We start from the raw sequence: 21,673 nt of genomic DNA, 5'->3' as shown, positions 1-21,673 counted from the left end.
CTGGTGATTATGGCGAAGAGGTCACACCCGTTCCCATGCCGAACACGGAAGTTAAGCTCTTCAGCGCCAATGGTAGTTGGGGGATCTCCCCCTGTGAGAGTAGGACGTCGCCAGGCAATATGTGAAAAGAGTAGCCCGTTGTGGTTACTCTTTTTTTGTATATTCGATTTTTCGGATCGGTGCTGGGGAATGACGTATAAAATGAAAAAATGACGCATAAACGGTTAAAAGTGACGCAATAAATCGTAGAATGACGCATAAATGTTAAAAATGACGCAAATAAGTCCCAAAACGACGCAATAACATCTCAAAATGATAGTAGTGATGAAAATCTTTATCCATTCTCCATAGTATTCTATAAGAATAGTTAACTTTACCTCCATTCAAGTTGGTTTTTTCATAAATAAAGACACTTTCTAAGAAAAAACAGGCATATTTTAATACATTTCAATTTGAAGGTCAGATCTGAGTGTAAAGTCTACTAATTCCCCTAACAGCAACTCAATCTAACATTCTCTCAAATATCTGATTTCAGACCTCAGACAACCTACCGAAAACCAATCGAAAAACAACCGAAGACCAATCAAAAACCAACCAACCTCCACGACACACATCCACACCTTTAAAATTGCTATCCCCCAACCTCCTAAAGTATTATTTAAGTAATAGTACAAATAAGGAGAGAAAAACATGACAACAATATATGATTTTAGTGTAAAGAGATCGAATGGGTCTGTAACGTCCCTTGAGGAGTATAAAGGGAAAGTAATGCTCATTGTGAACACTGCTAGCAAGTGTGGGTTTACACCCCAATTTGAGGAACTGCAGGGCTTGTATGAAGAGTATAAAGAAGAAGGACTCGTGGTACTTGGATTTCCGTGTGATCAGTTCATGAATCAGGAATTCGATAATCAAGATGAAATCATAGAATTTTGTCAGATGAATTATGGGGTATCTTTTCCCATGTTTGCAAAAGTTGACGTGAAGGGGAAGGAAGCTCATCCTTTGTTTACGTTCTTAACGAAAGAGAAAAAAGGAGTCCTTCTCTCAAATATTAAGTGGAATTTCACAAAATTCCTTGTTGGGAAAAATGGAGAGGTAGTGGATCGTTATTCACCACAAACCAACCCACGCAAAATCGAGGATGATATAAAAAAGCTTCTTCATGAATAGAGAAAACGGAGGAGAGACAGTCGTCTACCCTCTTTCTCCTATATTTTATCTTTAAGTAATTTCACTAAAAGATAAGGTGCCTTGTCTGATGTGACATTTATAAAAGTAGTAATTATGGGATAGTCTTCATTGGTACGATTCTTTAAAAGTTCCACCCACCATTCGGTTTCGTAACGGGCGATCATACTTAAGTTATAGAGAATAGCGTAGTGGATGAGAACCTCTGGTATGCTTGTAGCATCATTTCGGATAGCCGGAAGGGCCAATAGGTTTTTGGTTAAATCCCATCGAACAGGCAGTGTCTCTTGAACATAAGGTACCTGCAGGCTATTACCCGGAAGCCAACTAACATTCTCCGTTAATTTTTCATTCAAATAGTGTTTAAATAAGCTTTCGGACATATGAAAGTGAGATAATAGAGAATCATCGATGGTTAATTCTTGTTCGGGATTGAACCAGAACATGGTCTTTTTTTTGAGCAACACATGAAATACTTCTTCTAGTTCAGGTATTTGAACAAGTAAATCTTCCATCTTGTATTTTTCTCCCACGATATGCTTCACGTGAAACACCAAGCTTGAAAAATGAGAAAACAGTCCGTTTTTTTGAACCTTCACTTCATCTTGCAAAAATTTATATTGCTGCTTTTTTCTTTTTCTGGAGGTGATTCCATGAGCAAGTACGGTGGTGGTTTCAGGATACAAGGGATCTTCTGTTAACACGATTGCTTTAATAATATGGATAAACCCATAAAAAAGCAGGATTGGCTTGAGTGATAAGGGAGATTGAATGGCTTGTCTATAATAAAGCTCCCCTTGCTCCAAGTAGTACATGAATGGATAACAGTTGTCATAGCTCTTTATTTCGGCTTGGGAAGAACCCAGTTTTTCGTAGCACTTTTTTAGAAACTTCTGGGAGAATTCTGCCGACTGAAAATAGTGAATGAAGTTCCAGTGTTGATGAATTCCGTTCAAATGATCACCTCCTGATTATTCTGAAAAATTAAATTAATCCTATTCTTCTTGACAGTATTTTAACCAATTGATAACCTACTAATAATATTTTGGGACTAGGGAGGCCGAAAACATGTGGGATTCTAAATTTGCTGAAGAAGGTTTAACGTTTGACGATGTCTTATTATTACCGGCTAAATCAGAGGTGTTACCAAAGGATGTTAATATCTCAGTTGAATTAACAGATTCAATTAAGTTGAATGTGCCTGTCATCAGTGCAGGTATGGATACTGTAACTGAAGCTGAAATGGCAATTGCAATGGCTCGAACAGGTGGACTGGGTGTCATCCACAAGAATATGAGTATAGAACAGCAAGCTGAGCAGGTCGATAAAGTAAAACGTTCCGAAAGTGGAGTTATCTCTGATCCATTCTTTTTAACTCCGGATCATCAAGTCTTCTCTGCAGAGCACTTGATGGGCAAATATAGAATTTCCGGTGTTCCGATTGTGAACAACGAGCAAGAACAGAAGCTTGTCGGGATTTTAACCAATCGTGACCTTCGTTTCATCCAGGATTATTCCATCCAGATTTCGGATGTCATGACGAAGGAGGATCTAGTAACAGCTCCTGTTGGCACTACCCTAGAAGAAGCGGAAAAAATTCTTCAGCAATATAAAATTGAAAAGCTGCCTCTGATCGATCAAGAAGGAACACTTAAAGGATTGATTACGATCAAGGATATTGAGAAAGTAATCGAGTTCCCGAACTCTGCTAAAGATGATCAAGGTCGTTTACTAGTAGGAGCAGCTGTAGGTATTTCAAAAGATACGCTAACTCGTGTAGAACATTTAGTGAAAGCGCATGTGGATGTCATCGTGATTGATACGGCTCACGGACATTCTGCAGGTGTCCTTTCTATTGTTCGTGAAATACGTGAAGCTTATCCAACATTAAATATCGTAGCTGGTAATGTAGCGACGGCCGAAGCGACAAGAGAATTGATTGAAGCAGGTGCTGATGTGGTCAAGGTTGGAATTGGACCTGGTTCAATTTGTACGACCCGTGTGGTAGCAGGTGTTGGTGTTCCACAAATTACCGCTGTGTATGATTGTGCAACAGAAGCAAGAAAGCACGGTAAGAGCATCATCGCCGATGGAGGCATCAAGTATTCAGGTGATATCGTGAAAGCATTGGCATCAGGTGGACATGCTGTCATGCTGGGAAGCTTATTGGCAGGAACCTCTGAAAGTCCGGGAGAAACGGAAATCTTCCAAGGGCGCCGCTTTAAAGTATATAGAGGTATGGGATCCGTCAGCTCTATGGAAAAAGGATCGAAGGACCGCTATTTCCAGGAAGAAGCGAAAAAGTTCGTTCCAGAAGGCATCGAAGGACGTATTCCTTATAAAGGACCATTAGCCGATACATTGTATCAGCTGGTTGGAGGCTTGCGATCAGGTATGGGATACTGCGGAACGAAAGATTTATACGAATTGAGAGAAAACGCACAGTTTATCAAAATGACAGGTGCAGGTCTTCGTGAAAGTCATCCACATGATGTTCAAATTACGAAAGAAGCACCAAACTATTCTTTATAAGAAAACAATGACAAAAGCTGATCAGAAACCTCTGATCAGCTTTTTCTAATTTTCTCGGATACGATTATGAACACGATGTGAACATGTCTTAATAAATGAAATCGATTTATCAATGAGAAGCCTGATTCAAGCCTCGTGATAAAAGCTCTAGTTCATGCGGAGCGTGAGGTCATTAACCCATTTATGTAGAGGCCCCAAGTCCCTTGACCTATGACAAAACTAGTCATATTCTCTGTCTATTCTTACCTATGGAACTATGTTAAAATAACGAAGGTGTACATAAAATCTTGGAGGGCTAACAGTGAAAAGAAGTTGGATTCAAAAATCTTTTGTTTGTATGATGGTTTTTATGATGGCAATGGGTATTGTGCAGAGACCTGCAAATGCTCAAGGTGATGTGGACGTTAACGCAAAAGCTGCGATTTTAGTAGAGGCAAGCACGGGTAAAATTCTGTATGAAAAGAATTCCGATACTGCTCAAGGCATTGCGAGTATGACAAAAATGATGACAGAGTACGTACTACTTGAAGCGGTAAAAGAAGGAAAAGTAAAGTGGGATCAAAAGTATACGGTACCCACAAAAATCTCAAACATGTCTCATAATGATAATCTGAGTAATGTTCCATTAAGAGAAGAAGGAACGTATAAGATTAAAGATTTGTATGAAGCGATGGCAATTGAATCTGCTAATGCAGCTGCCATGGCTGTAGCGGAAACTGTTGCCGGATCACAAGAAAAGTTTGTCAGAATGATGAATGATAAAGCGAAAGAACTTGGCTTAGAAAATTATAAATTTGTGAATGTGACAGGATTAAATAATAAAGATTTAGCTCCTTATGTGGATCAAGTAGTAGGTGGAGCAGATGAAGAAAATGTGATGTCTGCGAAGGATACAGCAACTCTTGCATATAGACTAATGAAAGATTTCCCGGAAATATTAAAGACATCCGGTATTTCCAAGAAAACATTTGCTGAAGGCACAGAAGATGCTTTCAATATGAAAAACTGGAACTGGATGTTACCTGGACTGATTCGTGAGTATGAAGGCATGGATGGTTTAAAGACAGGTACGACGGACTTTGCAGGTGGATGTTTTACAGGGACAGCTGAAAGAGATGGAATGCGTTATATTACAGTGGTTATGAACGTAGATGTAAGCTCTGGTGAAAATTCTTATGACGCACGATTTAATGAAACAAGAAAAATGTTAGATTATGCATTTTCTAATTTCACTATGGAAGAAGTCCTCCCTACTGACTATCAAGTCAAAGGTCAAAAGACACTTCCTGTTGAAAAAGGAAAAGAGAAAAAAGTTCAAATTAAAACCGATGCACCACTAAGCATCGTTATTAAAAATGGTGAAGAAAATCAATACAAACCGAAATTTGTATTGGATAAGAAAAAATTAAATGATGATGGCGAATTGACGGCTCCTGTGAAAAAAGGAGAGCAAGTTGGATATGTCATGATGGAATCAAAAGGTAAAAAGGATTTAGGTTATCTTACGAATAAAGGAACCAATGCTTCGAAAGCTGCTGTTGTAACAGTTGGCAGCGTCGAAAAAGCAAATTGGTTTGTTCTTTCTATGAGAGCTGTAGGTGGATTCTTCGGCGACATTTGGAATTCCATTACCTCTGCAGTTAAAGGCTGGTTCTAATCTGAGCCATATCCAAAAATGAAAATGAGCACCAAGACTTCTGAAACTGGACAAGTCTTGGTGTTTTTTCATAGGTCGGAGAGGATACAAAGGAACTTCGGGACATTCCGAAGGAATACTTGTCACCTCTGACCAAGCCGCTTCCGCTTTTCGGGATGTCCAGCTCCAGCGGCTAGTCCCTCGAGGTCATAAGCTAAATCGACCAAAAAGGCAAAGAACGCCTTTCCGTTCGATTCATCTTATGCTTGTCGGGCCTGACCAAGCCGCTTCCGCTTTTCGTCTTGACATAAGTCTTTTTTTATTGTTTATTTAGCAGTAGGGTTACATAATCATTCCGATTGTTTTAGTCACGTTTTCTTTCCTTTTTTGGGAAGTTGTGGACAGGCATGGGATAAAATATAAGGGGGATTTAGATATGAAGACTGGTACAGATCGTGTAAAAAGAGGTATGGCTGAGATGCAAAAGGGCGGCGTTATAATGGACGTTGTCAATGCAGAGCAGGCGAAGATTGCTGAAGCTTCAGGTGCAGTGGCAGTAATGGCTTTAGAACGAGTTCCAGCAGACATCCGTGCTGCAGGTGGAGTAGCAAGAATGGCAGATCCTCGTATTATTGAAGAAGTGATGGGCGCCGTGTCGATCCCAGTAATGGCAAAGGCTCGTATTGGTCATATTGTAGAAGCGAGAATTCTTGAATCAATGGGTGTGGATTACCTTGATGAAAGTGAAGTATTGACACCGGCTGATGAAGAGTACCATTTAAATAAACGAGACTTCACTGTTCCATTCGTATGTGGTTGCCGTGATTTAGGTGAAGCTGCCCGCCGTATCGGTGAAGGTGCATCTATGCTTCGTACAAAAGGTGAGCCTGGAACAGGTAACATCGTTGAAGCGGTTCGTCATATGCGTAAAGTGAACGCTCAAGTTCGCAAACTTGTGAGCATGAACGAAGATGAAATCATGACAGAAGCGAAACTGCTTGGTGCTCCTTACGAATTATTATTAGAAATTAAAGAAAATGGACGTTTACCTGTTGTAAACTTTGCTGCAGGCGGAATTGCAACACCAGCTGATGCGGCTCTTATGATGGAATTGGGAGCAGATGGCGTATTCGTAGGTTCTGGTATCTTTAAATCAGAGAACCCTGAGAAATTCGCTAGAGCCATTGTGGAAGCGACTACTCATTATCAAGATTATAAGTTGATCGCAGAACTATCTAAAGAGCTTGGTGTAGCAATGAAGGGAGTAGAAATTTCTTCTATCTTACCTGAAAACCGTATGCAAGATCGTGGATGGTAAGGTGTGATTCTATGTTGAACATCGGTGTATTAGGACTTCAAGGTGCCGTCAGGGAGCATGTTCGATCAATCGAAGCTTCTGGTGCCAAGGCAATCGTCATTAAGCGTGTGGAGCAGCTAGAAGAGATTCAAGGGCTTATTATGCCTGGTGGGGAAAGTACAACCATGAGAAGGCTGATTGATTTGTATGGCTTTTTGGAGCCATTAAGACAATTCGCTGCAAACGGGAAACCGATTTTTGGAACCTGTGCAGGATTGATTCTATTAGCGAAGCATATTGTCGGGTACGATCAACCGCATCTTGGGGTGATGGACGTAACAGTGGAACGTAATTCTTTTGGACGTCAGAAAGAAAGCTTTGAAGCCGACCTTTCGATTGCTCATGTTGGAGAAGGGTTTAATGCGGTCTTCATCCGTGCTCCTCATATCGTGGAAGCGGGAGAAGATGTTGAAATCCTGGCAAAGCACAATGAACGTATTGTCCTGGCCCGTCACGGGCAGTTCCTCGGTTGTTCATTCCATCCTGAGTTAACGGATGATCATCGCTTGACTTCTTTCTTCGTTGACATGGTGAGAGAGAGCATGGAAAAAACAATCGCATAATTCTATTGCAATATGGAAAACATTGTAGTAGATTATGAAATAACCAATTAAATTTAAATCGTTGATAGGAAATAGTAATAAAGAAGGCTTGCTTAAGAGAGTCGATGGCCGGTGAGAATCGACGCAAGAGCTTTATGAATCCATCCTTGAGTGAAGTACTGAATGAAGTAGGTATTTTCGGTGATTCCGTTACCATCTCTAAGAGGAAGACGTGCAAGTGTCTTCAATTAGGGTGGCAACGCGGAAACCTCCGTCCCTTTTACCAGGGATGGGGGTTTTTTATTTTTGGCTGTTTTCGTAAACGTTGTTGCTATTGAAGGTAGCGAGTGGTGGTTGATTTCCGCTGCAGGTGCTCGCTTTCCGCGGGGCGTGAGTTGAGCCTCCTCGGGCTTTGCCCTGTGGGGTCTCAACTTTCCCGCAATTCCCGCAGGAGTCGAGCACCTTCCGCTACAATCAACTTTCTAAGCATGAGCACTAATTTAATACCACACGGTTAGAAAATATCATTCTTCAACCTGTGAAGTGGCTGATGTTAGCCTGAATAGTAAGATACTATTTCATCCGTTTTTCTTCACTATTTAGCTCTTCTGTCACGACATCTCTTTTAGATGGTGAGGGGAACGGCGTAGACTCCTGCGGAAAAACGGGCGTGCCGAGACCCCGCAGCGAATGCGAGGAGGCTTGGCCGTTCGTCCGCCGGAAAGCGAAGCCGTTCCCCTCACCATCTATCGTACTCACTCATAGACAAAGCATTGGCAACTCCAATGTTAGAAAACAACAATATTTGCGAAAAGAGCTTTATTTTTTTATAAAAAAGGAGAGAATCTCATGTTAGACATTAAGTATTTACGTAACAATCTGGAAGATGTGAAGGTGCGTTTACAGCACCGTGGTGAAAATCTGGAGGACTTCGATAAATTTGAAGAACTTGATAAGAGAAGAAGAGAGCTGCTTGTGGAAAGTGAAGATTTAAAGAGCAAGCGTAATGAAGTATCTCAACAAATTGCTGAGCTGAAAAAAGAGAAAAAAGATGCCCAGGATATGATCGTTGAAATGCGCGAAGTTGGGGCTATGGTTAAAAAACTTGATGATGAATTGAGAGGAATTGAAGAAGAATTGGAGCGTATGCTGCTCTCTATTCCAAATATTCCACATGAATCTGTACCGGTTGGTGAAACAGAAGATGATAATGTAGAAGCCCGCAAATGGGGAGAGACTCGTGAGTTTGATTTTGAAGCACAGCCTCACTGGGACATTGCAACTGGCCTCGGCATCCTGGACTTCGAACGTGCCGGTAAGGTAACAGGTAGCCGTTTCGTGTTCTACAAAGGGTTAGGAGCAAGACTTGAAAGAGCCCTCATCAATTTCATGATGGATCTGCACATGGATGAGCATGGATATACAGAAATGATTCCTCCATTCTTGGTGAATCGAGCGAGTATGACAGGAACAGGTCAACTTCCTAAGTTTGAAGAAGACGCGTTCAGAATTGAAAGTGAAGACTATTTCCTCGTTCCGACAGCAGAAGTGCCTGTAACGAACTATCACCGTGATGAGATCTTGAAGAGTGAAGAGTTGCCTGTAAGCTATGTAGCGTATAGTGCTAACTTCCGTTCTGAGGCAGGATCTGCAGGCCGTGATACACGTGGATTGATCCGTCAGCATCAGTTCAATAAAGTAGAGCTTGTTCGTTTTGTGAAGCCGGAAGATTCTTATGATGAGCTTGAGAAGCTGACTGGTCATGCTGAAAAAGTCCTTCAGTTATTGGGCTTACCATACCGCGTACTATCTATGTGTACAGCAGATTTAGGTTTTACGGCTGCCAAGAAGTATGACATTGAAGTATGGATTCCAAGTTACGGAACATACCGTGAGATTTCTTCTTGCAGTAACTTTGAAAGCTTCCAGGCAAGACGTGCGAACATCCGCTTCAGACGAGAAGCGAAAGGGAAACCCGAACATGTTCACACGCTAAATGGATCTGGTCTGGCAATTGGACGTACTGTTGCTGCCATCTTAGAAAACTACCAGCAAGAAGATGGTTCTGTCATTGTTCCAGAAGCTCTTCGTCCATATATGGGTGGTGCTGAGGTCATTAAAGGATAAAATAGCCCTAAGGGTTTCATTCAAAAAAGGTGTCTGACATTTATGTTAGACACCTTTTTGATTTTTTTTAGAAATATCCTTGACTCTAATTATACACCATGATATTATAGTTTTTGTCGATACGGAGGAATACCCAAGTTCGGCTGAAGGGATCGGTCTTGAAAACCGACAGGGGTGTAACAGCCCGCGGGGGTTCGAATCCCCCTTCCTCCTCCATTGATTTTTTTATAACCTTAGCGCATAAACTTTGGAGATAGAATTCGTTACATTTTATGTAACGAATTTTTTTGTTTTGTGCATATGTCGAAGGACCTGGTACATCTTACTTAAGGTTCTCTATGTCTTCTCTTACATGGTAATCGGAATCGTTTTCGAGTACACCAATCTTCTGGATGTGTCTCCGAGCTTCTTCATCCCCCAGCATATAAATCTTTAAGTAGATATTCCTCATCGATTGATCATAATGTTCGTCTTCAGGTGAATTGTGATATTGGCGAAATGGAACCTGAGCCCGTCTCATGGTCGACATATCATCATCATAGTTATCGTTAAAGAGTATTTTAAGCTCGTTCACTTCAGTTGGAGTTGCTACTATACGAAAGCTTGGACTTGCATTTTGATTTGGATCCTGCAAAATGTCCCCACTGCTTATATCTACAAAATACGTTTCTTTCGCTTCCATGATTCACTCATCTCCTTGTTTGATTGATTGTTAGTACATATACCTCTTTCTGAATGGAAATAAACGGATAATGTTTTTTCGATAACGTTTAGATAAAAAAAAGACTACTCATGCCCTTATAGCATAAAGTAGTCTTTTTTTTATTTTAACTCTTCAACATTCTCGTTTGTTCAATAAAATAACCGATTCTCTCAACGATTGGTTCGATTGAGCTTTGGTCGTTCAAGAGGTCGTATTCGCTGATGTCGAGTCGAAGAACGGGACATGCATTAAAGGAGTTGATCCAGTTTTCGTAACGCCCGTGCATTTCTTCCCAATAAGCTGCAGGAGTTTGCTGTTCCATTGGGCGGCCTCGTTCACGGATGCGATCCACGACATTGTCGATGGATCCTTCAAGATAAATCAGAAGATCAGGGTGAGGGAAATAGGGTGTCATGACCATGGCATCGAATAGACTTGTATACGTTTCATAGTCGATTTCGCTCATATTTCCTTTTTCATAATGCATACGTGCGAAAATGCCTGTATCTTCATAAATGGAGCGATCCTGAATGAAGCCTCCGCCGTATTCAAATATTTTCTTCTGTTCTTTAAAGCGTTCTGCCAGGAAGTAGACTTGAAGATGGAAACTCCAACTCTTAAAGTCCTGATAGAATTTATCGAGATAAGGATTGGTATCCACTTTCTCAAATGATGTCCGGAACCCTAATGCGTTCGCCAATCCGTTTGTCATGGTAGATTTTCCGACACCTACCGTACCGGCAATCGTAATCACGGCATTGCTCGGGATCCTGTATTTAGTGCGAAGGTTCATGATAGTGAACTCCTTTTTTAAGTGTAGTTTCTAATTGTGTAATGATATGCTTCAGATCATCTTTGTTTTGAACGAAGTCTACGTGGTCGCCATTATACCGAAGAACTGGTATATCAGGGTGTGTTTGTTCAAATGTATTCATGTATTCTTCATAGTCTAAAGACAGCTGTTTTAAATAAAGAGGGCTGATTTTCTTTTCGAAATCTCTTCCTCTTTTTTCAATTCGCTTCAGTAGCGTATCTAAGCTGGCGTTCAAGTAAATGACCACATTTGGTCTCGGCATATCCGATGTCAGGATGTCATAGATGTTGAGGTATTTCTTGAATTGCTGTTCATCCTTCAATGTGCGTTTGGCGAAGATGATGTTTTTTAGAATATGATAATCTGCTACGACAGATTTGCTCTGCGATAAGTAATGTTTCTCAATATCTTCTAACTGTTTATATCGATTGCATAAGAAAAACATCTCTGTTTGAAAGCTCCACTCTTCAATATCATCATAGAATTTATCTAAGAACGGGTTTTCATCCACGATTTCTTTAAGTAGGTGAAATTGAAAATGATCGGAAATCGCTTTTGCCAGAGAGGTTTTTCCTATTCCAATCGGGCCTTCTACGGTAATGAAAGGAATGCGCCCCATTAATTGTCCTCCTCATATTACGGCAATCTTTTCTCTTATAATAAAGTAAAATAAAAAATTACGACAGGAATTATTGTAACACAATATATGGATGGGTTGTTTAGGTTATTTCCTAGGCATAGAAATTTTATAGAGATTGCTAAATCGGAGGAAAGGTGTCGGAAAACAGAAAGAAGCTGAAGGATAGATGTTTATAGATTCACCTATCCTTCAGCTCCTATTAATTATCTTTTGACGACATTAAAATTGTCGGTAATTAACAGCCAGTTTTGAGGGAAGGAGAGACCGAGCTTCCAATAGCTCATTCCTCTCAGCTTCAACTCTTTCATGAGGTCAAATTTCGCCTGAATGCTGCGAGCGTCTTCAAACCATACTTCATGATCTTTTCCGTCTCCATCACGATATTTGAAAAATGGCGCTTGTGCTTTTGAATCATACTGGATTCGGACGTTGTTATCGGCAGCTATTTTGATTGCCTGTTGAGGACTGATAGCTTTGGCTGTATCTCCCTGTTTAAATGGAAGGGTCCAGTCGTATCCATACAAATTTTGACCCATCAGAATTTTTGAAGGCGGCATTTCAGAAATGGCATATTCCAGCACTTCGCGAACAGGTCCGATAGGGGAGACAGCCATAGCTGGACCTCCGCTATAACCCCATTCGTATGTCATGATGACCACGAAATCGACAATTTCGCCATGAGCTTTATAATCATGGGCTTCATACCATTTTCCTTTTTGATCGGCACTGGTCTTAGGGGCTAATGCAGTGGAAAGAAGCCACCCTTCTTGATTAAACCGCTTCTTCGCTTTCCGTAAAAATTGGTTATATGCCTCTTTATCCTGTGGACGTAAGTATTCAAAGTCAAAGTGAATATCACGGAATCCATATTTCTTGGCGGTTTGGACGACGTTATTCAGGAACTTATCCTGTATCGCCTGGTCAGTTAATAGAATTCGTCCGAGTTCATCGCTAAATGTTCCCTCTTCTTGATTGGTGATGGCCATCATCATGACGTTTCGGTTGTCTTTTCCTGTTTGAATCAGGTTGCCAAGGGGCGGCTCTTTCAAGGTTCCATCCCTTTTCGCTTGAAAGCTGAATGGAGCCAGGTAGGTGAGGTAGGGAGCGGCTTCTTTGGCGCTTTCTTCAAGATTCGGAGCCACTTCCTTTCCGTAAGGCTCGACATAGCCGTTAAACTCCGTCTTTGATTTCGGTTTCTGTGGAAGGTATAAACGAAATCCTACCTGAAGGGGCTGGTTGGGAGAAATTCCGTTCACTCTGGCCAGTTCCTGATAAGGGACTCCGGTTTTTTGACTGATTCCCCATAAGCTATCCCCTGGTTGAACAAAATAAAAACTTCCTATAATAGGGATGACCAACGCTTGACCAATCACTAATTGATTGGGGTTTGGCAGTTCGTTGGCATCCACTATATCTTTAACTGTTGATCCATACGCTTGAGCGATACCAAATAAAGATTGGTTTGATTGGACAACATGAATTTGCATAACAAGACCCTCCTAAAATTCATTCACTATAGTCAGCGTATGAAAAGAAAGAGATGAATATGTTTTGCGCAAGATTTTTTATAGGATTTTACCTGTCGGATCAATGTTTGCTGTTAATACATTTTTCATCATTGTTAATGCGTAATGATTATCTTCCTTGCTGACAGAGGCAATCGCGTCACCGGGTACATATAAAGTGAACTCCCGCATGTAGGCATCGTTGGCTGTAAAGAGTACACAGATATTTCCCGCTATCCCTGTAATGATCAGGTTTTTTACAGATAGATGGTGAAGGAGCGTATTTAGCGCAGTACCATAAAAAGCGGAATGCTTCGGTTTAATAAGAAAAAAATCGTCATCCATCGGCTGAAGCGGAGTCATGATGGGATCACTCATCTCATTGTGACATTTCTTATAAATTTCCTTGTAATCTGCTTTCCAAAGCTCATAATGGTCGTTAATATAAATGATAGGATGTTGATGTTTATTGCAGTAGTGACGCAACGAGTTAATGGGTTTCACGATCGAGGCGGTATGGTGTGCCAAGGTCTCCCCATGTGTAAAATCAAATGGATTCAAAATGTCGATCACCAGAAGAGCAGTATCATTAGGTATCATGTTGAAAGCCCCTTTCTGTTATAGTTTGGAGTGAATGGGGCTATTTTATAAAGAAAAGAGAAATAAATTTGTAGGAGTAAATAATGGGTATAAGAGAAGATCAGTTTATGATGGAAGCATTGAAGGAAGCAGAAAAAGCTGGAGCCATTCAAGAGGTTCCAATCGGCGCAGTCGTCGTCATGGGGGATGAAATCATTGCCCGTGCTCATAACTTAAGAGAAACGAGTCAAAATGCCATTACTCACGCTGAAACGCTTGCCATACAAGAGGCGTGTGAGAAGCTTGGCACCTGGCGTCTAGAAGGGGCAGAACTTTATGTTACTCTTGAGCCGTGTCCCATGTGCAGCGGGGCCATCATCCTCTCCAGAATCGAGAAGGTCATATACGGCGCAAAAGATCCGAAAGCAGGGTGTGCGGGAACGCTAATGAATCTGTTGCAGGATGACCGCTTCAACCACCAGTGTGAAGTAGTATCCGGAGTACTGTCAGAGGAGTGCGGTGGAATCCTTTCACGTTTCTTTAAAAACTTACGGGAGCGGAAGAAAATCGAAAAGATGAAAAGGACAACCAACTTGTAAATAACTTACAGCATTCCATCATTGCTTTTTACCGTAAATCCTAGTATACTTAATTTTGCGTCGCACTAATGACGCAACTAAATATGGTATCAATTTTGCCGTGCTAGGTGGGGAGGTAGCGGTGCCCTGTACTCGCAATCCGCTCTAGCGAGACCGAATTCCTTTCCGAGGCATGCACTCTGTAGGGTCTGCCTCAAGTAAGTGGTGTTGACGCCTGGGTCCTGCGCAATGGGAATCCATGAACTATGTCAGGTCCGGAAGGAAGCAGCATTAAGTGGAAGCTCCCATGTGCCGCAGGGTTGCCTGGGCCGAGCTAACTGCTTGAGTAACGCCTATGGATGCTCGTCGACGAAAGGTGCACGGCAGTTTAATTTATATACAACAACTCATCCATTATCGGGTGAGTTTTTTGTTTGTATAAGGGTTTTACAAACAATATCGGTCATCTTAAAATGATCTCCAGTTTTCTTTGTAAAAGGGATTTAGATTACGTTATAATAGACACTATAGTACATAAACCAAGAGGGGGGAGTATTTTGGCATATCAAGCTTTATATCGTGTGTGGCGTCCTCAGTCATTTATTGATGTAGTTGGACAGCAGCATGTAACGAAAACGTTGCAAAATGCCCTCCTTCATCAGAAGATTTCACATGCCTATTTATTCTCGGGACCAAGAGGAACAGGGAAAACGAGCGCAGCGAAGATACTAGCGAAAGCCGTGAACTGCGAACGATCTCCTATCGCGGAACCTTGTAATGAGTGCGATGCCTGCAAAGGGATTACCGATGGTTCGATTCCGGATGTCATCGAAATCGATGCCGCCTCTAATAACGGCGTAGAAGAGATTCGTGACATTCGGGATAAAGTAAAGTATTCTCCGAACGTTGCCGAGTATAAAGTCTACATCATAGATGAAGTTCATATGCTTTCTATCGGAGCATTCAACGCTTTACTGAAAACATTAGAGGAACCACCGAAGCATGTCATTTTCATCCTGGCAACGACAGAGCCTCATAAAATTCCTCTTACAATCATTTCACGTTGTCAGCGCTTTGATTTCAAACGCATTACAGCAAAGGATATAGTGGGAAGAATGAGCCACATTGCCACAGAATCAGGTGTGAACTATGAAGAGAATGCCCTTACTATCATTGCAAGGGCTGCTGAGGGTGGGATGCGTGATGCTCTCAGTCTTCTCGATCAGGCCATTTCCTTTAGTCAGGACAAAGTCACCGTAGACGATGCCCTTACTGTAACAGGAGCTGTTTCTCAAGGCTATTTGAACACACTGGCTAAAGCCATTTTGGAAAGAGATGTTACGACCGGATTAAGTGCGTTGGAAGAACTGCTCTTTCAAGGGAAGGACCCGGCGAGGTTCGCAGAAGACTTTATCCTATACTTCAGGGATATGCTGTTATATCAAACGGCTCCAAATCTTGAAGAATCATTGGAACGGGTCATGCTGGATGATGAATTCAAGGAATTAGCGGGACAAACTCAGGCAGGACAGATTTATCAGTACATTGACGTGTTAAATCAGGCCGGTCAGGAAATGAAGTTCACTAACCATGCCCGGATTTACCTGGAAGTTTCCATCGTAAAGCTTTGTCAGATGGAAACACAGGCCACCGTATCTTCTCCAGAAGTGAATGAAATGATGAAAAAGATTAAGCTTCTTGAAAAAGAGGTGGAACAGCTGAAGGCAAGTGGAGTCAAGGTTCAAGCAGAATCCGCAGCACAGCCAGCGAAAAAACCGATCAGGGCAAAGAAAGGCTTCAGGGCTCCTACCGGAAAGATTCAGGAAGTACTCCGAACGGCTACCAAAGAAGATCTCAATCTCATAAAGAGCCGCTGGGGTGACATGGTTGAAACGTTGAATCAACGTCAGATGCGTTCACAGTCCGCATTGTTAAATGATGCGGAACCTGTAGCAGCTACAAACGGTTCATTTGTGTTAAAATTCAAATATGATATTCATTGTCAGATGGCGATGGAGAATCAAGCTTTCACATCAGCGATTGCTTCCATACTGGAAGAGCTTACGGGAAATAACTATGCAGCGATTGGAATTCCCGAAGATCAGTGGGTGTCCATAAGGGAAGACTTTATCCGACATTCCAAAACGGATGATGGTGAATCATCCGGTGAGGAACAGGGTGATGACTCTTTATTGAAAGAAGCTGAGAAACTTGTCGGTATGGATTTAATAGAATTAAACGATTAAAGTTGGATGTATAAAAAAAAACTGGAGGTAATGAGATTATGCGTGGAAATGGTAATATGCAAAATATGATGAAACAAATGCAAAAGATGCAAAAGAAAATGGCGGACGCTCAAGAGGAACTGGGTGAAAAGCAAATTGAAGGAACTGCTGGCGGCGGAATGGTTACGGTTATCGTTTCTGGTCATAAGCAAGTCCTTGATGTAAAGATCAACGAAGAAGCGGTTGATCCGGAAGATGTAGAAATGCTACAAGATTTAGTCCTTGCAGCGACAAACGATGCACTGAAGAAAGCGGACGAATTAACGAACTCGACTATGGGTCAATTCACTAAAGGAATGAACCTACCGGGAATGTTCTAGGAGGCAATACGATGCATTATCCTGAGCCTATATCGAAGCTGATCGATAGCTTTATGAAATTGCCGGGAATCGGGCCGAAAACTGCGGCCCGTCTGGCTTTTTTTGTTCTTAGCATGAAAGAAGATACCGTATTGGACTTTGCGAAAGCACTGGTCAGTGCAAAGCGTAATTTAAGTTACTGCTCCGTCTGCGGTCATATTACGGATCAAGATCCCTGCTATATTTGCGAGGATCAAAGAAGGGATCGCAGCATCCTCTGTGTGGTTCAAGATCCTAAGGATGTCATTGCGATGGAGAAGATGAAAGAATACAACGGGCAATACCATGTGCTGCATGGTGCCATCTCCCCGATGGATGGAATTGGCCCGGAAGATATCAATGTGCCCGATCTCATTAAACGTCTTCAAAGTGATGAAGTTCAGGAGGTCATTCTCGCAACCAACCCTAATATTGAAGGGGAAGCGACAGCTATGTACATTTCCCGGCTCGTCAAACCATCCGGTATCCGAATCACCAGAATTGCCCACGGGCTTCCTGTTGGCGGTGATCTCGAATACGCAGATGAAGTAACGTTATCGAAAGCCCTTGAAGGAAGAAGAGACGTTTAACGAAGGAGAGGACACCTATGTTTTTCCGAAAAAAAGGAAAACTAAAAAAAGAGTATGACCAATCCTTACTTCACGTTTTAGACGAAACCAAGGATCATTGGAATCAGCAGCGTTCGATTGATGAGATGAGCGTGGATTACAATTTGAATCTTCATTGTCACTCGAAAATAGCAGAAGCGAAATATTTTTTTCTGTTTAGAGAAGCGAAACATAGAAAGATCGTCATAAAAAGGTAGACAACCTTCATATCCTTTCAATAAGAGACTAAATATGTTCTATGTTGAGAGGAGAGAAGGGTATGAGCCCAGTTATCGTCATAGCGGTGATCAGTGGCCTGATTGTACTTTTATTAGCTACAGGCACGCCCATCAAGCCGCTTCGGTTCGTTGGACAAGTTGCCATGAAGGTTATGATCGGAGCACTATTTCTGTTCTTCCTGAACGCCTTTGGCAGTCAGTATGGAATTCACGTTCCTATTAATGTAGCAACTTCATCTATTTCAGGGATATTAGGCATTCCGGGAGTAGTGGGACTTACGGTGATTCAGATGTGGATTTTATAACGGTCAGTAGAATATTTAGAAGGGCAGTCGAGATCTCAGGTAAGGGTTACCTGAATCTTGACTGCCTTTTTTTCTTTACTCACTTAGAAACGTTTTTGGCATGACGACAGCCATTACTTCACCACGGGCGCATAGCTTCCCATCTGCAAACACTTCCGTTTCCACTTTAAACTTCTTCGGGTGAATCTCATGAACCGTACCTACCGCTTTTAATGGTACATTGTGAGGAGTCGGTTTCATGAAGTCAACATGCAAGGAAGCTGTCACGAAGCGTGGGGGTTCTTGTCCGTCCCCAATCTCCCCACCGTTCTTTTGGTGGAGAGCAATCGCTGCTGAACCAGTACCGTGACAATCAATTAAAGACGCGATCAACCCGCCATACACATAACCTGGCAAAGCGGTATGTTCCGGTTTTGGAGTGTAGATGGTGACTGTATGATCCCCATCGACTCCTGTGCGGAAATGGTGTCCATCTTTATTTAAGCGGCCACACCCATAGCACCATGAGAAATCATCCGGGTAGTGGTCCTGAATGGCATCAACAACTTGATTCATCTGTCTCTCTCCTTCTGTTTAACTTACTCCTTAGTACTCTTCTATATATAGCACGGGATTCCCTTCATTCTTCTAGGGGGTTATTTCTCTTCTTTACGAATTGGCTGAATTCAATTACTATTGAGGTAATAAATGATAATGAATATCAATATCGATTTTATATAAGAGGTGAATCACCATGAATCTAAGCCAAATTCAAAGGAACGAAAAGTTTCAGATCTCGGACTTAACTGACCTCCATCCTTTCGTAAAGCGTCGCTTAAAGGATATGGGAGTGTATGAAGGCAGTGAAGTCAAAGTAATCCGTTATTGTCTCTTTGGAGGTCCTTGTCTTCTGGAATGTTCAGGTCAGCGGGTTGGGATTCGCAGAAAAGATACAGGTTGTATTAAAGGGGCGCGAATATAATGGAAACCGCACTCTTAGGAAATCCCAATACTGGCAAAACGTCTCTATTTAATCAAATCACAGGTTCATACGAATATGTCGGCAACTGGAGTGGAGTGACTGTTGATAAAAAGGTCGGTCGGATTAAGAACTCTGTTCAGTCGTTGATTGACTTACCAGGTGTATATTCACTGAATCCACTATCCCATGATGAGCGAGTGGCATCGATGGCTCTTCTGCATGAAGAGGCAGAACAAATCCTTAATATCGTAAATGCCAATCAGCTTGAACGCAGTTTGTATTTAACGATCGAACTACTGGAGACGAATCTCCCGACCGTGATCGTTCTTAATATGATGGACATCGCTGAAAAAAGGGGAATCAAGCTGAATGTGGAGCTCCTTGGTAAGTTATTAGGGGTGAAAAGTTATTCTACCATCGCCCGAAAAGGAAGAGGTTGCGAAGAAATCATTCAGCTGTTTCAGGGCAGCACGCTTAAGCCTACTGTTCCTTTTTCCCTTGATTACGGTCCGATAGTGGAGGAAGCCATTTCCAGGATCTTATCTCATATGGAAATGGAAGAAAATCCGAAAAAACGATGGGTAGCCGTTCAATATTTAATAGGGAATGAGTTGATCCAGCAGGTATTGGATGAATCACATCCTGGTCTGAAAGGTATGAAGGTACAGGCTGAAGAGCTTCTATTAAAAGAAAAAGGTCGATCTCTGGAAGAAACGATCTACACTAAACGAAAATCATTCATCAATCAAATCGTAGTCCAAGTAACCGAGGAACAAAAGAAACAGGAGGCTCTTCCTCTTACTGTTTGGCTCGATCATATTGCCACCCATCCAGTCTTTGGAATCCCATTCTTTCTACTTGTCCTGCTGGTGGTATTCCAATTGACTTTCGGTTGGCTTGGGACACCTATTTCAGATGCCCTCGATGCCTTCTTTGCCGGGCCGTTAACAACCGGTGTTCAATATCTATTGAATCAGATGAATGCATTGCCATTCATAAAGGCGGTAATCCTTAAGGGAATCATTGCCGGTGTCGGTGGCGTTCTCGTGTTTGTTCCACAAATATTTATCTTGTTCTTCTTTATTTCCTTATTAGAGGATTCGGGGTATATGGCCCGTGTGGCAGTGGTGATGGACAGACTGATGGAATTCATTGGATTAAACGGAAAAGCCTTTATCCCGTTGATCATCGGCTTTGGATGCAATGTACCTTCCATTATGGCAGCACGCACAATTGAGCAGCCAAAGGAGAGGTTACTGACTATCCTCATCTCACCGTTCATGTCCTGTTCTGCGAGGCTGTCTGTTTATGCTCTGTTTGTTGCGGCGTTCTTTAGTGAGCATCAAGCCATTATTGTGTTGTCCCTATATGTATTAGGAATTGTGGTAGCCATAATGGTAGCGAAGATTTTTTCATTCTTTTTAAAAAACGAGAAATCGTATTTCGTCATGGAACTGCCTCCTTATAATGTTCCCCAGCCTTTGCAATTGCTCAGAAGTACTTGGGATAAAGGGAAAGGATTTGTGCGTAAAGCGGGTACCTTTATCTTTGGGGGAACGGTATTCATTTGGCTCTTTTCTTATTTAGGTCCCGCTGGAGCCGATGTGCCAATCGATGAAAGTTTCATGGCCATCGTCAGTGGAGCGTTTGCTCCGATCTTCGCTCCGCTGGGATTTGCATCTTGGCAAGCGGTCTCTGCCCTCTTCACAGGGTTCTTGGCGAAGGAAGTCGTTGTGTCGACCATGAATATTCTATATCATGTACCAGCAGGTGAATCATTAGCGAATTTACTTCCACAGTTCTACACGCCACTTGCTGCCTATACGTTCTTAGTATTCATATTATTGTACACACCTTGTTTAGCGACTGTGGCCATCATGAAAAAGGAAACAGGGAGTATGAAGTTGACACTGTTATCGATTGTGTATTCTTTTGTCGTCGCATATATAGTGGCCTTTGTCGTATATAAAGTAGGTCAGTTTATTTTTTAGTAGGAGGGTCTGTCATGATTATCAGTATAATTCTAGGACTTCTCATTTTTGGATATGCCACCTGGATGGTCTTTTCATTCTTCAAAAAAAGTCGTCAAGGGAAATGCGGTACATGCGCTCTTAATAAAACGTGTAAGTCCGGATGTGCATCAGTAAGTCACGACCAACGGCAGGATGTATTGAAATAAATAAAGAACCAGAAGAAGGATCCACTTCCGTATATGGAGGTTGATCCTTCTTTATTCATATTTCACGAGAAGCATTCCTCCCTAAAAATATTGATAAGGAGAAGATTGTTACAGGGGGATCCGGGAAAGGGGTATATGAATTCTTAAGGGCCCTAGCTTTCCTTGACAGCATCTGCTCCTAAACATAGTGAGGATACTGTTTCCTTCTATATTAACGTGGTCATTTTTTATCCTAAAAAGAATGAAATGAAAATTCTTCTGAAATGAAATTCAAAAAGATGAGAAATAGTATTGACTCTTTCTAGTAGAAGGTGATATTATATTCCTTGTCGCCAAAACAAGGCGGAAAACAAATTTCAAAAAAAGCTTGACGATTAATGACGAAAAATGTTATATTTAAGAGGTGCTCAAGAGAGCCCAACGCAATATTGAACCTTGAAAACTGAACAAAACAAGACAATACGTCAACGTAAATTCTAGATTTATTTTTAAAGAGCTATTCAAACTTTTATCGGAGAGTTTGATCCTGGCTCAGGACGAACGCTGGCGGCGTG

Annotated in this window: 22 protein-coding genes, 1 tRNA gene, 1 rRNA gene, 1 other RNA gene and 1 other annotated feature; of the genes, 18 read left to right on the top strand and 7 right to left on the bottom strand. The window is 41.8% G+C overall.

The window, feature by feature from the left end:
* Positions 1-116 (top strand): 5S ribosomal RNA (gene rrf, locus FGG79_RS21230).
* Positions 117-690: 574 nt separating this feature from the next.
* Positions 691-1,173 carry a glutathione peroxidase gene (locus FGG79_RS21225; protein ID WP_138781983.1) on the top strand — a complete coding sequence of 161 codons (483 nt, stop codon included), beginning with the start codon at positions 691-693 and terminating at the stop codon, positions 1,171-1,173.
* A 38-nt stretch (positions 1,174-1,211) separates the two neighbouring features.
* On the opposite strand, the gene FGG79_RS21220 is transcribed toward FGG79_RS21225, so the two are convergent.
* Positions 1,212-2,147 (bottom strand): YaaC family protein, encoded by a 936-nt coding sequence (locus FGG79_RS21220; RefSeq protein ID WP_138781981.1) that lies wholly within the window; start codon positions 2,145-2,147, stop codon positions 1,212-1,214.
* A gap of 112 nt (positions 2,148-2,259) precedes the next feature.
* Between FGG79_RS21220 and guaB the strand changes: the two genes are divergently transcribed.
* The 6 genes from guaB (at position 2,260) to FGG79_RS21190 (ending at position 9,601) form a co-directional block, all read left to right on the top strand.
* Entirely contained in the window at positions 2,260-3,723 is a 1,464-nt protein-coding gene (gene guaB, locus FGG79_RS21215; protein WP_138781979.1) for an IMP dehydrogenase, read from the top strand.
* A gap of 337 nt (positions 3,724-4,060) precedes the next feature.
* Entirely contained in the window at positions 4,061-5,380 is a 1,320-nt protein-coding gene (locus tag FGG79_RS21210) for a serine hydrolase (RefSeq protein WP_481747296.1), read from the top strand.
* A gap of 415 nt (positions 5,381-5,795) precedes the next feature.
* A complete protein-coding gene (gene pdxS / locus FGG79_RS21205; RefSeq protein ID WP_138781975.1) occupies positions 5,796-6,677 on the top strand; it encodes a pyridoxal 5'-phosphate synthase lyase subunit PdxS in 882 nt (293 codons plus the stop codon).
* A gap of 11 nt (positions 6,678-6,688) precedes the next feature.
* Entirely contained in the window at positions 6,689-7,279 is a 591-nt protein-coding gene (gene pdxT / locus FGG79_RS21200; protein WP_138781973.1) for a pyridoxal 5'-phosphate synthase glutaminase subunit PdxT, read from the top strand.
* Between the two features lie 52 nt (positions 7,280-7,331).
* Positions 7,332-7,540 (top strand) — a binding site (T-box leader).
* Between the two features lie 567 nt (positions 7,541-8,107).
* A complete protein-coding gene (gene serS, locus FGG79_RS21195; RefSeq protein ID WP_138781971.1) occupies positions 8,108-9,385 on the top strand; it encodes a serine--tRNA ligase in 1,278 nt (425 codons plus the stop codon).
* Positions 9,386-9,508: 123 nt separating this feature from the next.
* Positions 9,509-9,601: transfer RNA gene (locus tag FGG79_RS21190), tRNA-Ser, on the top strand.
* Between the two features lie 106 nt (positions 9,602-9,707).
* Here the strand turns inward: FGG79_RS21190 and FGG79_RS21185 are convergent.
* From FGG79_RS21185 to FGG79_RS21165, 5 genes are all read right to left on the bottom strand, one after another.
* Positions 9,708-10,067 (bottom strand): hydrolase, encoded by a 360-nt coding sequence (locus FGG79_RS21185; RefSeq protein WP_138781969.1) that lies wholly within the window; start codon positions 10,065-10,067, stop codon positions 9,708-9,710.
* Positions 10,068-10,212: 145 nt separating this feature from the next.
* Positions 10,213-10,881, bottom strand: a complete 669-nt coding sequence (locus FGG79_RS21180; RefSeq protein WP_138781967.1) for a deoxynucleoside kinase — start codon at positions 10,879-10,881, stop codon at positions 10,213-10,215.
* Positions 10,865-11,521, bottom strand: a complete 657-nt coding sequence (locus tag FGG79_RS21175) for a deoxynucleoside kinase (RefSeq protein ID WP_138781965.1) — start codon at positions 11,519-11,521, stop codon at positions 10,865-10,867. Before FGG79_RS21175 ends, FGG79_RS21180 begins: the two co-directional genes overlap by 17 nt.
* Before the next feature lie 224 nt (positions 11,522-11,745).
* Positions 11,746-13,029 (bottom strand): glycoside hydrolase family 18 protein, encoded by a 1,284-nt coding sequence (locus FGG79_RS21170; RefSeq protein WP_138781963.1) that lies wholly within the window; start codon positions 13,027-13,029, stop codon positions 11,746-11,748.
* Positions 13,030-13,107: 78 nt separating this feature from the next.
* On the bottom strand, positions 13,108-13,647 hold the full coding sequence (locus FGG79_RS21165; protein WP_138781961.1) for a cysteine hydrolase family protein: 540 nt from the start codon (positions 13,645-13,647) through the stop codon (positions 13,108-13,110).
* An 83-nt stretch (positions 13,648-13,730) separates the two neighbouring features.
* On the opposite strand from FGG79_RS21165, the gene tadA reads away from it, so the two are divergent.
* The 7 genes from tadA (at position 13,731) to FGG79_RS21130 (ending at position 17,979) form a co-directional block, all read left to right on the top strand.
* Entirely contained in the window at positions 13,731-14,225 is a 495-nt protein-coding gene (gene tadA / locus FGG79_RS21160; protein WP_171051036.1) for a tRNA adenosine(34) deaminase TadA, read from the top strand.
* A gap of 98 nt (positions 14,226-14,323) precedes the next feature.
* Positions 14,324-14,588: signal recognition particle sRNA large type (ffs, locus tag FGG79_RS21155), an RNA gene on the top strand.
* Positions 14,589-14,761: 173 nt separating this feature from the next.
* Entirely contained in the window at positions 14,762-16,450 is a 1,689-nt protein-coding gene (dnaX, locus tag FGG79_RS21150; RefSeq protein ID WP_138781959.1) for a DNA polymerase III subunit gamma/tau, read from the top strand.
* 38 nt (positions 16,451-16,488) lie between these two features.
* Positions 16,489-16,809, top strand: a complete 321-nt coding sequence (locus FGG79_RS21145) for a YbaB/EbfC family nucleoid-associated protein (protein ID WP_138781957.1) — start codon at positions 16,489-16,491, stop codon at positions 16,807-16,809.
* Positions 16,810-16,820: 11 nt separating this feature from the next.
* On the top strand, positions 16,821-17,417 hold the full coding sequence (recR, locus tag FGG79_RS21140; RefSeq protein WP_138781955.1) for a recombination mediator RecR: 597 nt from the start codon (positions 16,821-16,823) through the stop codon (positions 17,415-17,417).
* 17 nt (positions 17,418-17,434) lie between these two features.
* Positions 17,435-17,653 carry a YaaL family protein gene (locus tag FGG79_RS21135; RefSeq protein WP_138781953.1) on the top strand — a complete coding sequence of 73 codons (219 nt, stop codon included), beginning with the start codon at positions 17,435-17,437 and terminating at the stop codon, positions 17,651-17,653.
* A gap of 62 nt (positions 17,654-17,715) precedes the next feature.
* Positions 17,716-17,979: a pro-sigmaK processing inhibitor BofA family protein gene (locus FGG79_RS21130; protein ID WP_034766123.1), complete on the top strand. Its 264-nt coding sequence runs from the start codon at positions 17,716-17,718 to the stop codon at positions 17,977-17,979.
* A 75-nt stretch (positions 17,980-18,054) separates the two neighbouring features.
* Here FGG79_RS21130 and FGG79_RS21125 read toward each other — a convergent pair whose 3' ends face one another.
* On the bottom strand, positions 18,055-18,534 hold the full coding sequence (locus FGG79_RS21125) for a PaaI family thioesterase (protein ID WP_138781951.1): 480 nt from the start codon (positions 18,532-18,534) through the stop codon (positions 18,055-18,057).
* 178 nt (positions 18,535-18,712) lie between these two features.
* Between FGG79_RS21125 and FGG79_RS21120 the strand changes: the two genes are divergently transcribed.
* Genes FGG79_RS21120 through FGG79_RS21110 form a run of 3 tightly spaced genes read left to right on the top strand, consistent with a single transcriptional unit; the run spans position 18,713 to position 21,119 of the window.
* Positions 18,713-18,940, top strand: a complete 228-nt coding sequence (locus tag FGG79_RS21120) for a FeoA family protein (RefSeq protein WP_138781949.1) — start codon at positions 18,713-18,715, stop codon at positions 18,938-18,940.
* The gene (gene feoB / locus FGG79_RS21115; protein WP_138781947.1) at positions 18,940-20,931 is read left to right on the top strand and encodes a ferrous iron transport protein B; all 1,992 of its coding nucleotides are present in this window, start codon (positions 18,940-18,942) and stop codon (positions 20,929-20,931) included. The genes FGG79_RS21120 and feoB overlap by 1 nt, the downstream gene beginning before the upstream one ends.
* Before the next feature lie 14 nt (positions 20,932-20,945).
* Positions 20,946-21,119, top strand: a complete 174-nt coding sequence (locus FGG79_RS21110; RefSeq protein ID WP_138781945.1) for a FeoB-associated Cys-rich membrane protein — start codon at positions 20,946-20,948, stop codon at positions 21,117-21,119.
* Positions 21,120-21,673: the final 554 nt, after the last annotated feature.

Source organism: Bacillus sp. BHET2 (genome assembly GCF_005938125.1).
Lineage (GTDB): Bacteria > Bacillota > Bacilli > Bacillales > Bacillaceae_B > Rossellomorea.
Note: the sequence above shows the minus strand (reverse complement) of the source record. Positions and strands in the feature narration are given on the sequence as shown.

Coding starts and splice junctions, on each gene's coding strand:
- FGG79_RS21165 (WP_138781961.1), bottom strand. CDS start 13,647: ATGATACCTAATGATACTGCTCTTCTGGTGATCGACATTTTGAATCCA.
- FGG79_RS21225 (WP_138781983.1), top strand. CDS start 691: ATGACAACAATATATGATTTTAGTGTAAAGAGATCGAATGGGTCTGTA.
- tadA (WP_171051036.1), top strand. CDS start 13,731: ATGGGTATAAGAGAAGATCAGTTTATGATGGAAGCATTGAAGGAAGCA.
- feoB (WP_138781947.1), top strand. CDS start 18,940: ATGGAAACCGCACTCTTAGGAAATCCCAATACTGGCAAAACGTCTCTA.
- FGG79_RS21110 (WP_138781945.1), top strand. CDS start 20,946: ATGATTATCAGTATAATTCTAGGACTTCTCATTTTTGGATATGCCACC.
- FGG79_RS21120 (WP_138781949.1), top strand. CDS start 18,713: ATGAATCTAAGCCAAATTCAAAGGAACGAAAAGTTTCAGATCTCGGAC.
- recR (WP_138781955.1), top strand. CDS start 16,821: ATGCATTATCCTGAGCCTATATCGAAGCTGATCGATAGCTTTATGAAA.
- FGG79_RS21185 (WP_138781969.1), bottom strand. CDS start 10,067: ATGGAAGCGAAAGAAACGTATTTTGTAGATATAAGCAGTGGGGACATT.
- FGG79_RS21170 (WP_138781963.1), bottom strand. CDS start 13,029: ATGCAAATTCATGTTGTCCAATCAAACCAATCTTTATTTGGTATCGCT.
- FGG79_RS21130 (WP_034766123.1), top strand. CDS start 17,716: ATGAGCCCAGTTATCGTCATAGCGGTGATCAGTGGCCTGATTGTACTT.
- FGG79_RS21180 (WP_138781967.1), bottom strand. CDS start 10,881: ATGAACCTTCGCACTAAATACAGGATCCCGAGCAATGCCGTGATTACG.
- serS (WP_138781971.1), top strand. CDS start 8,108: ATGTTAGACATTAAGTATTTACGTAACAATCTGGAAGATGTGAAGGTG.
- FGG79_RS21175 (WP_138781965.1), bottom strand. CDS start 11,521: ATGGGGCGCATTCCTTTCATTACCGTAGAAGGCCCGATTGGAATAGGA.
- guaB (WP_138781979.1), top strand. CDS start 2,260: ATGTGGGATTCTAAATTTGCTGAAGAAGGTTTAACGTTTGACGATGTC.
- pdxT (WP_138781973.1), top strand. CDS start 6,689: ATGTTGAACATCGGTGTATTAGGACTTCAAGGTGCCGTCAGGGAGCAT.
- FGG79_RS21210 (WP_481747296.1), top strand. CDS start 4,061: ATGATGGTTTTTATGATGGCAATGGGTATTGTGCAGAGACCTGCAAAT.
- FGG79_RS21135 (WP_138781953.1), top strand. CDS start 17,435: ATGTTTTTCCGAAAAAAAGGAAAACTAAAAAAAGAGTATGACCAATCC.
- FGG79_RS21145 (WP_138781957.1), top strand. CDS start 16,489: ATGCGTGGAAATGGTAATATGCAAAATATGATGAAACAAATGCAAAAG.
- pdxS (WP_138781975.1), top strand. CDS start 5,796: ATGAAGACTGGTACAGATCGTGTAAAAAGAGGTATGGCTGAGATGCAA.
- FGG79_RS21125 (WP_138781951.1), bottom strand. CDS start 18,534: ATGAATCAAGTTGTTGATGCCATTCAGGACCACTACCCGGATGATTTC.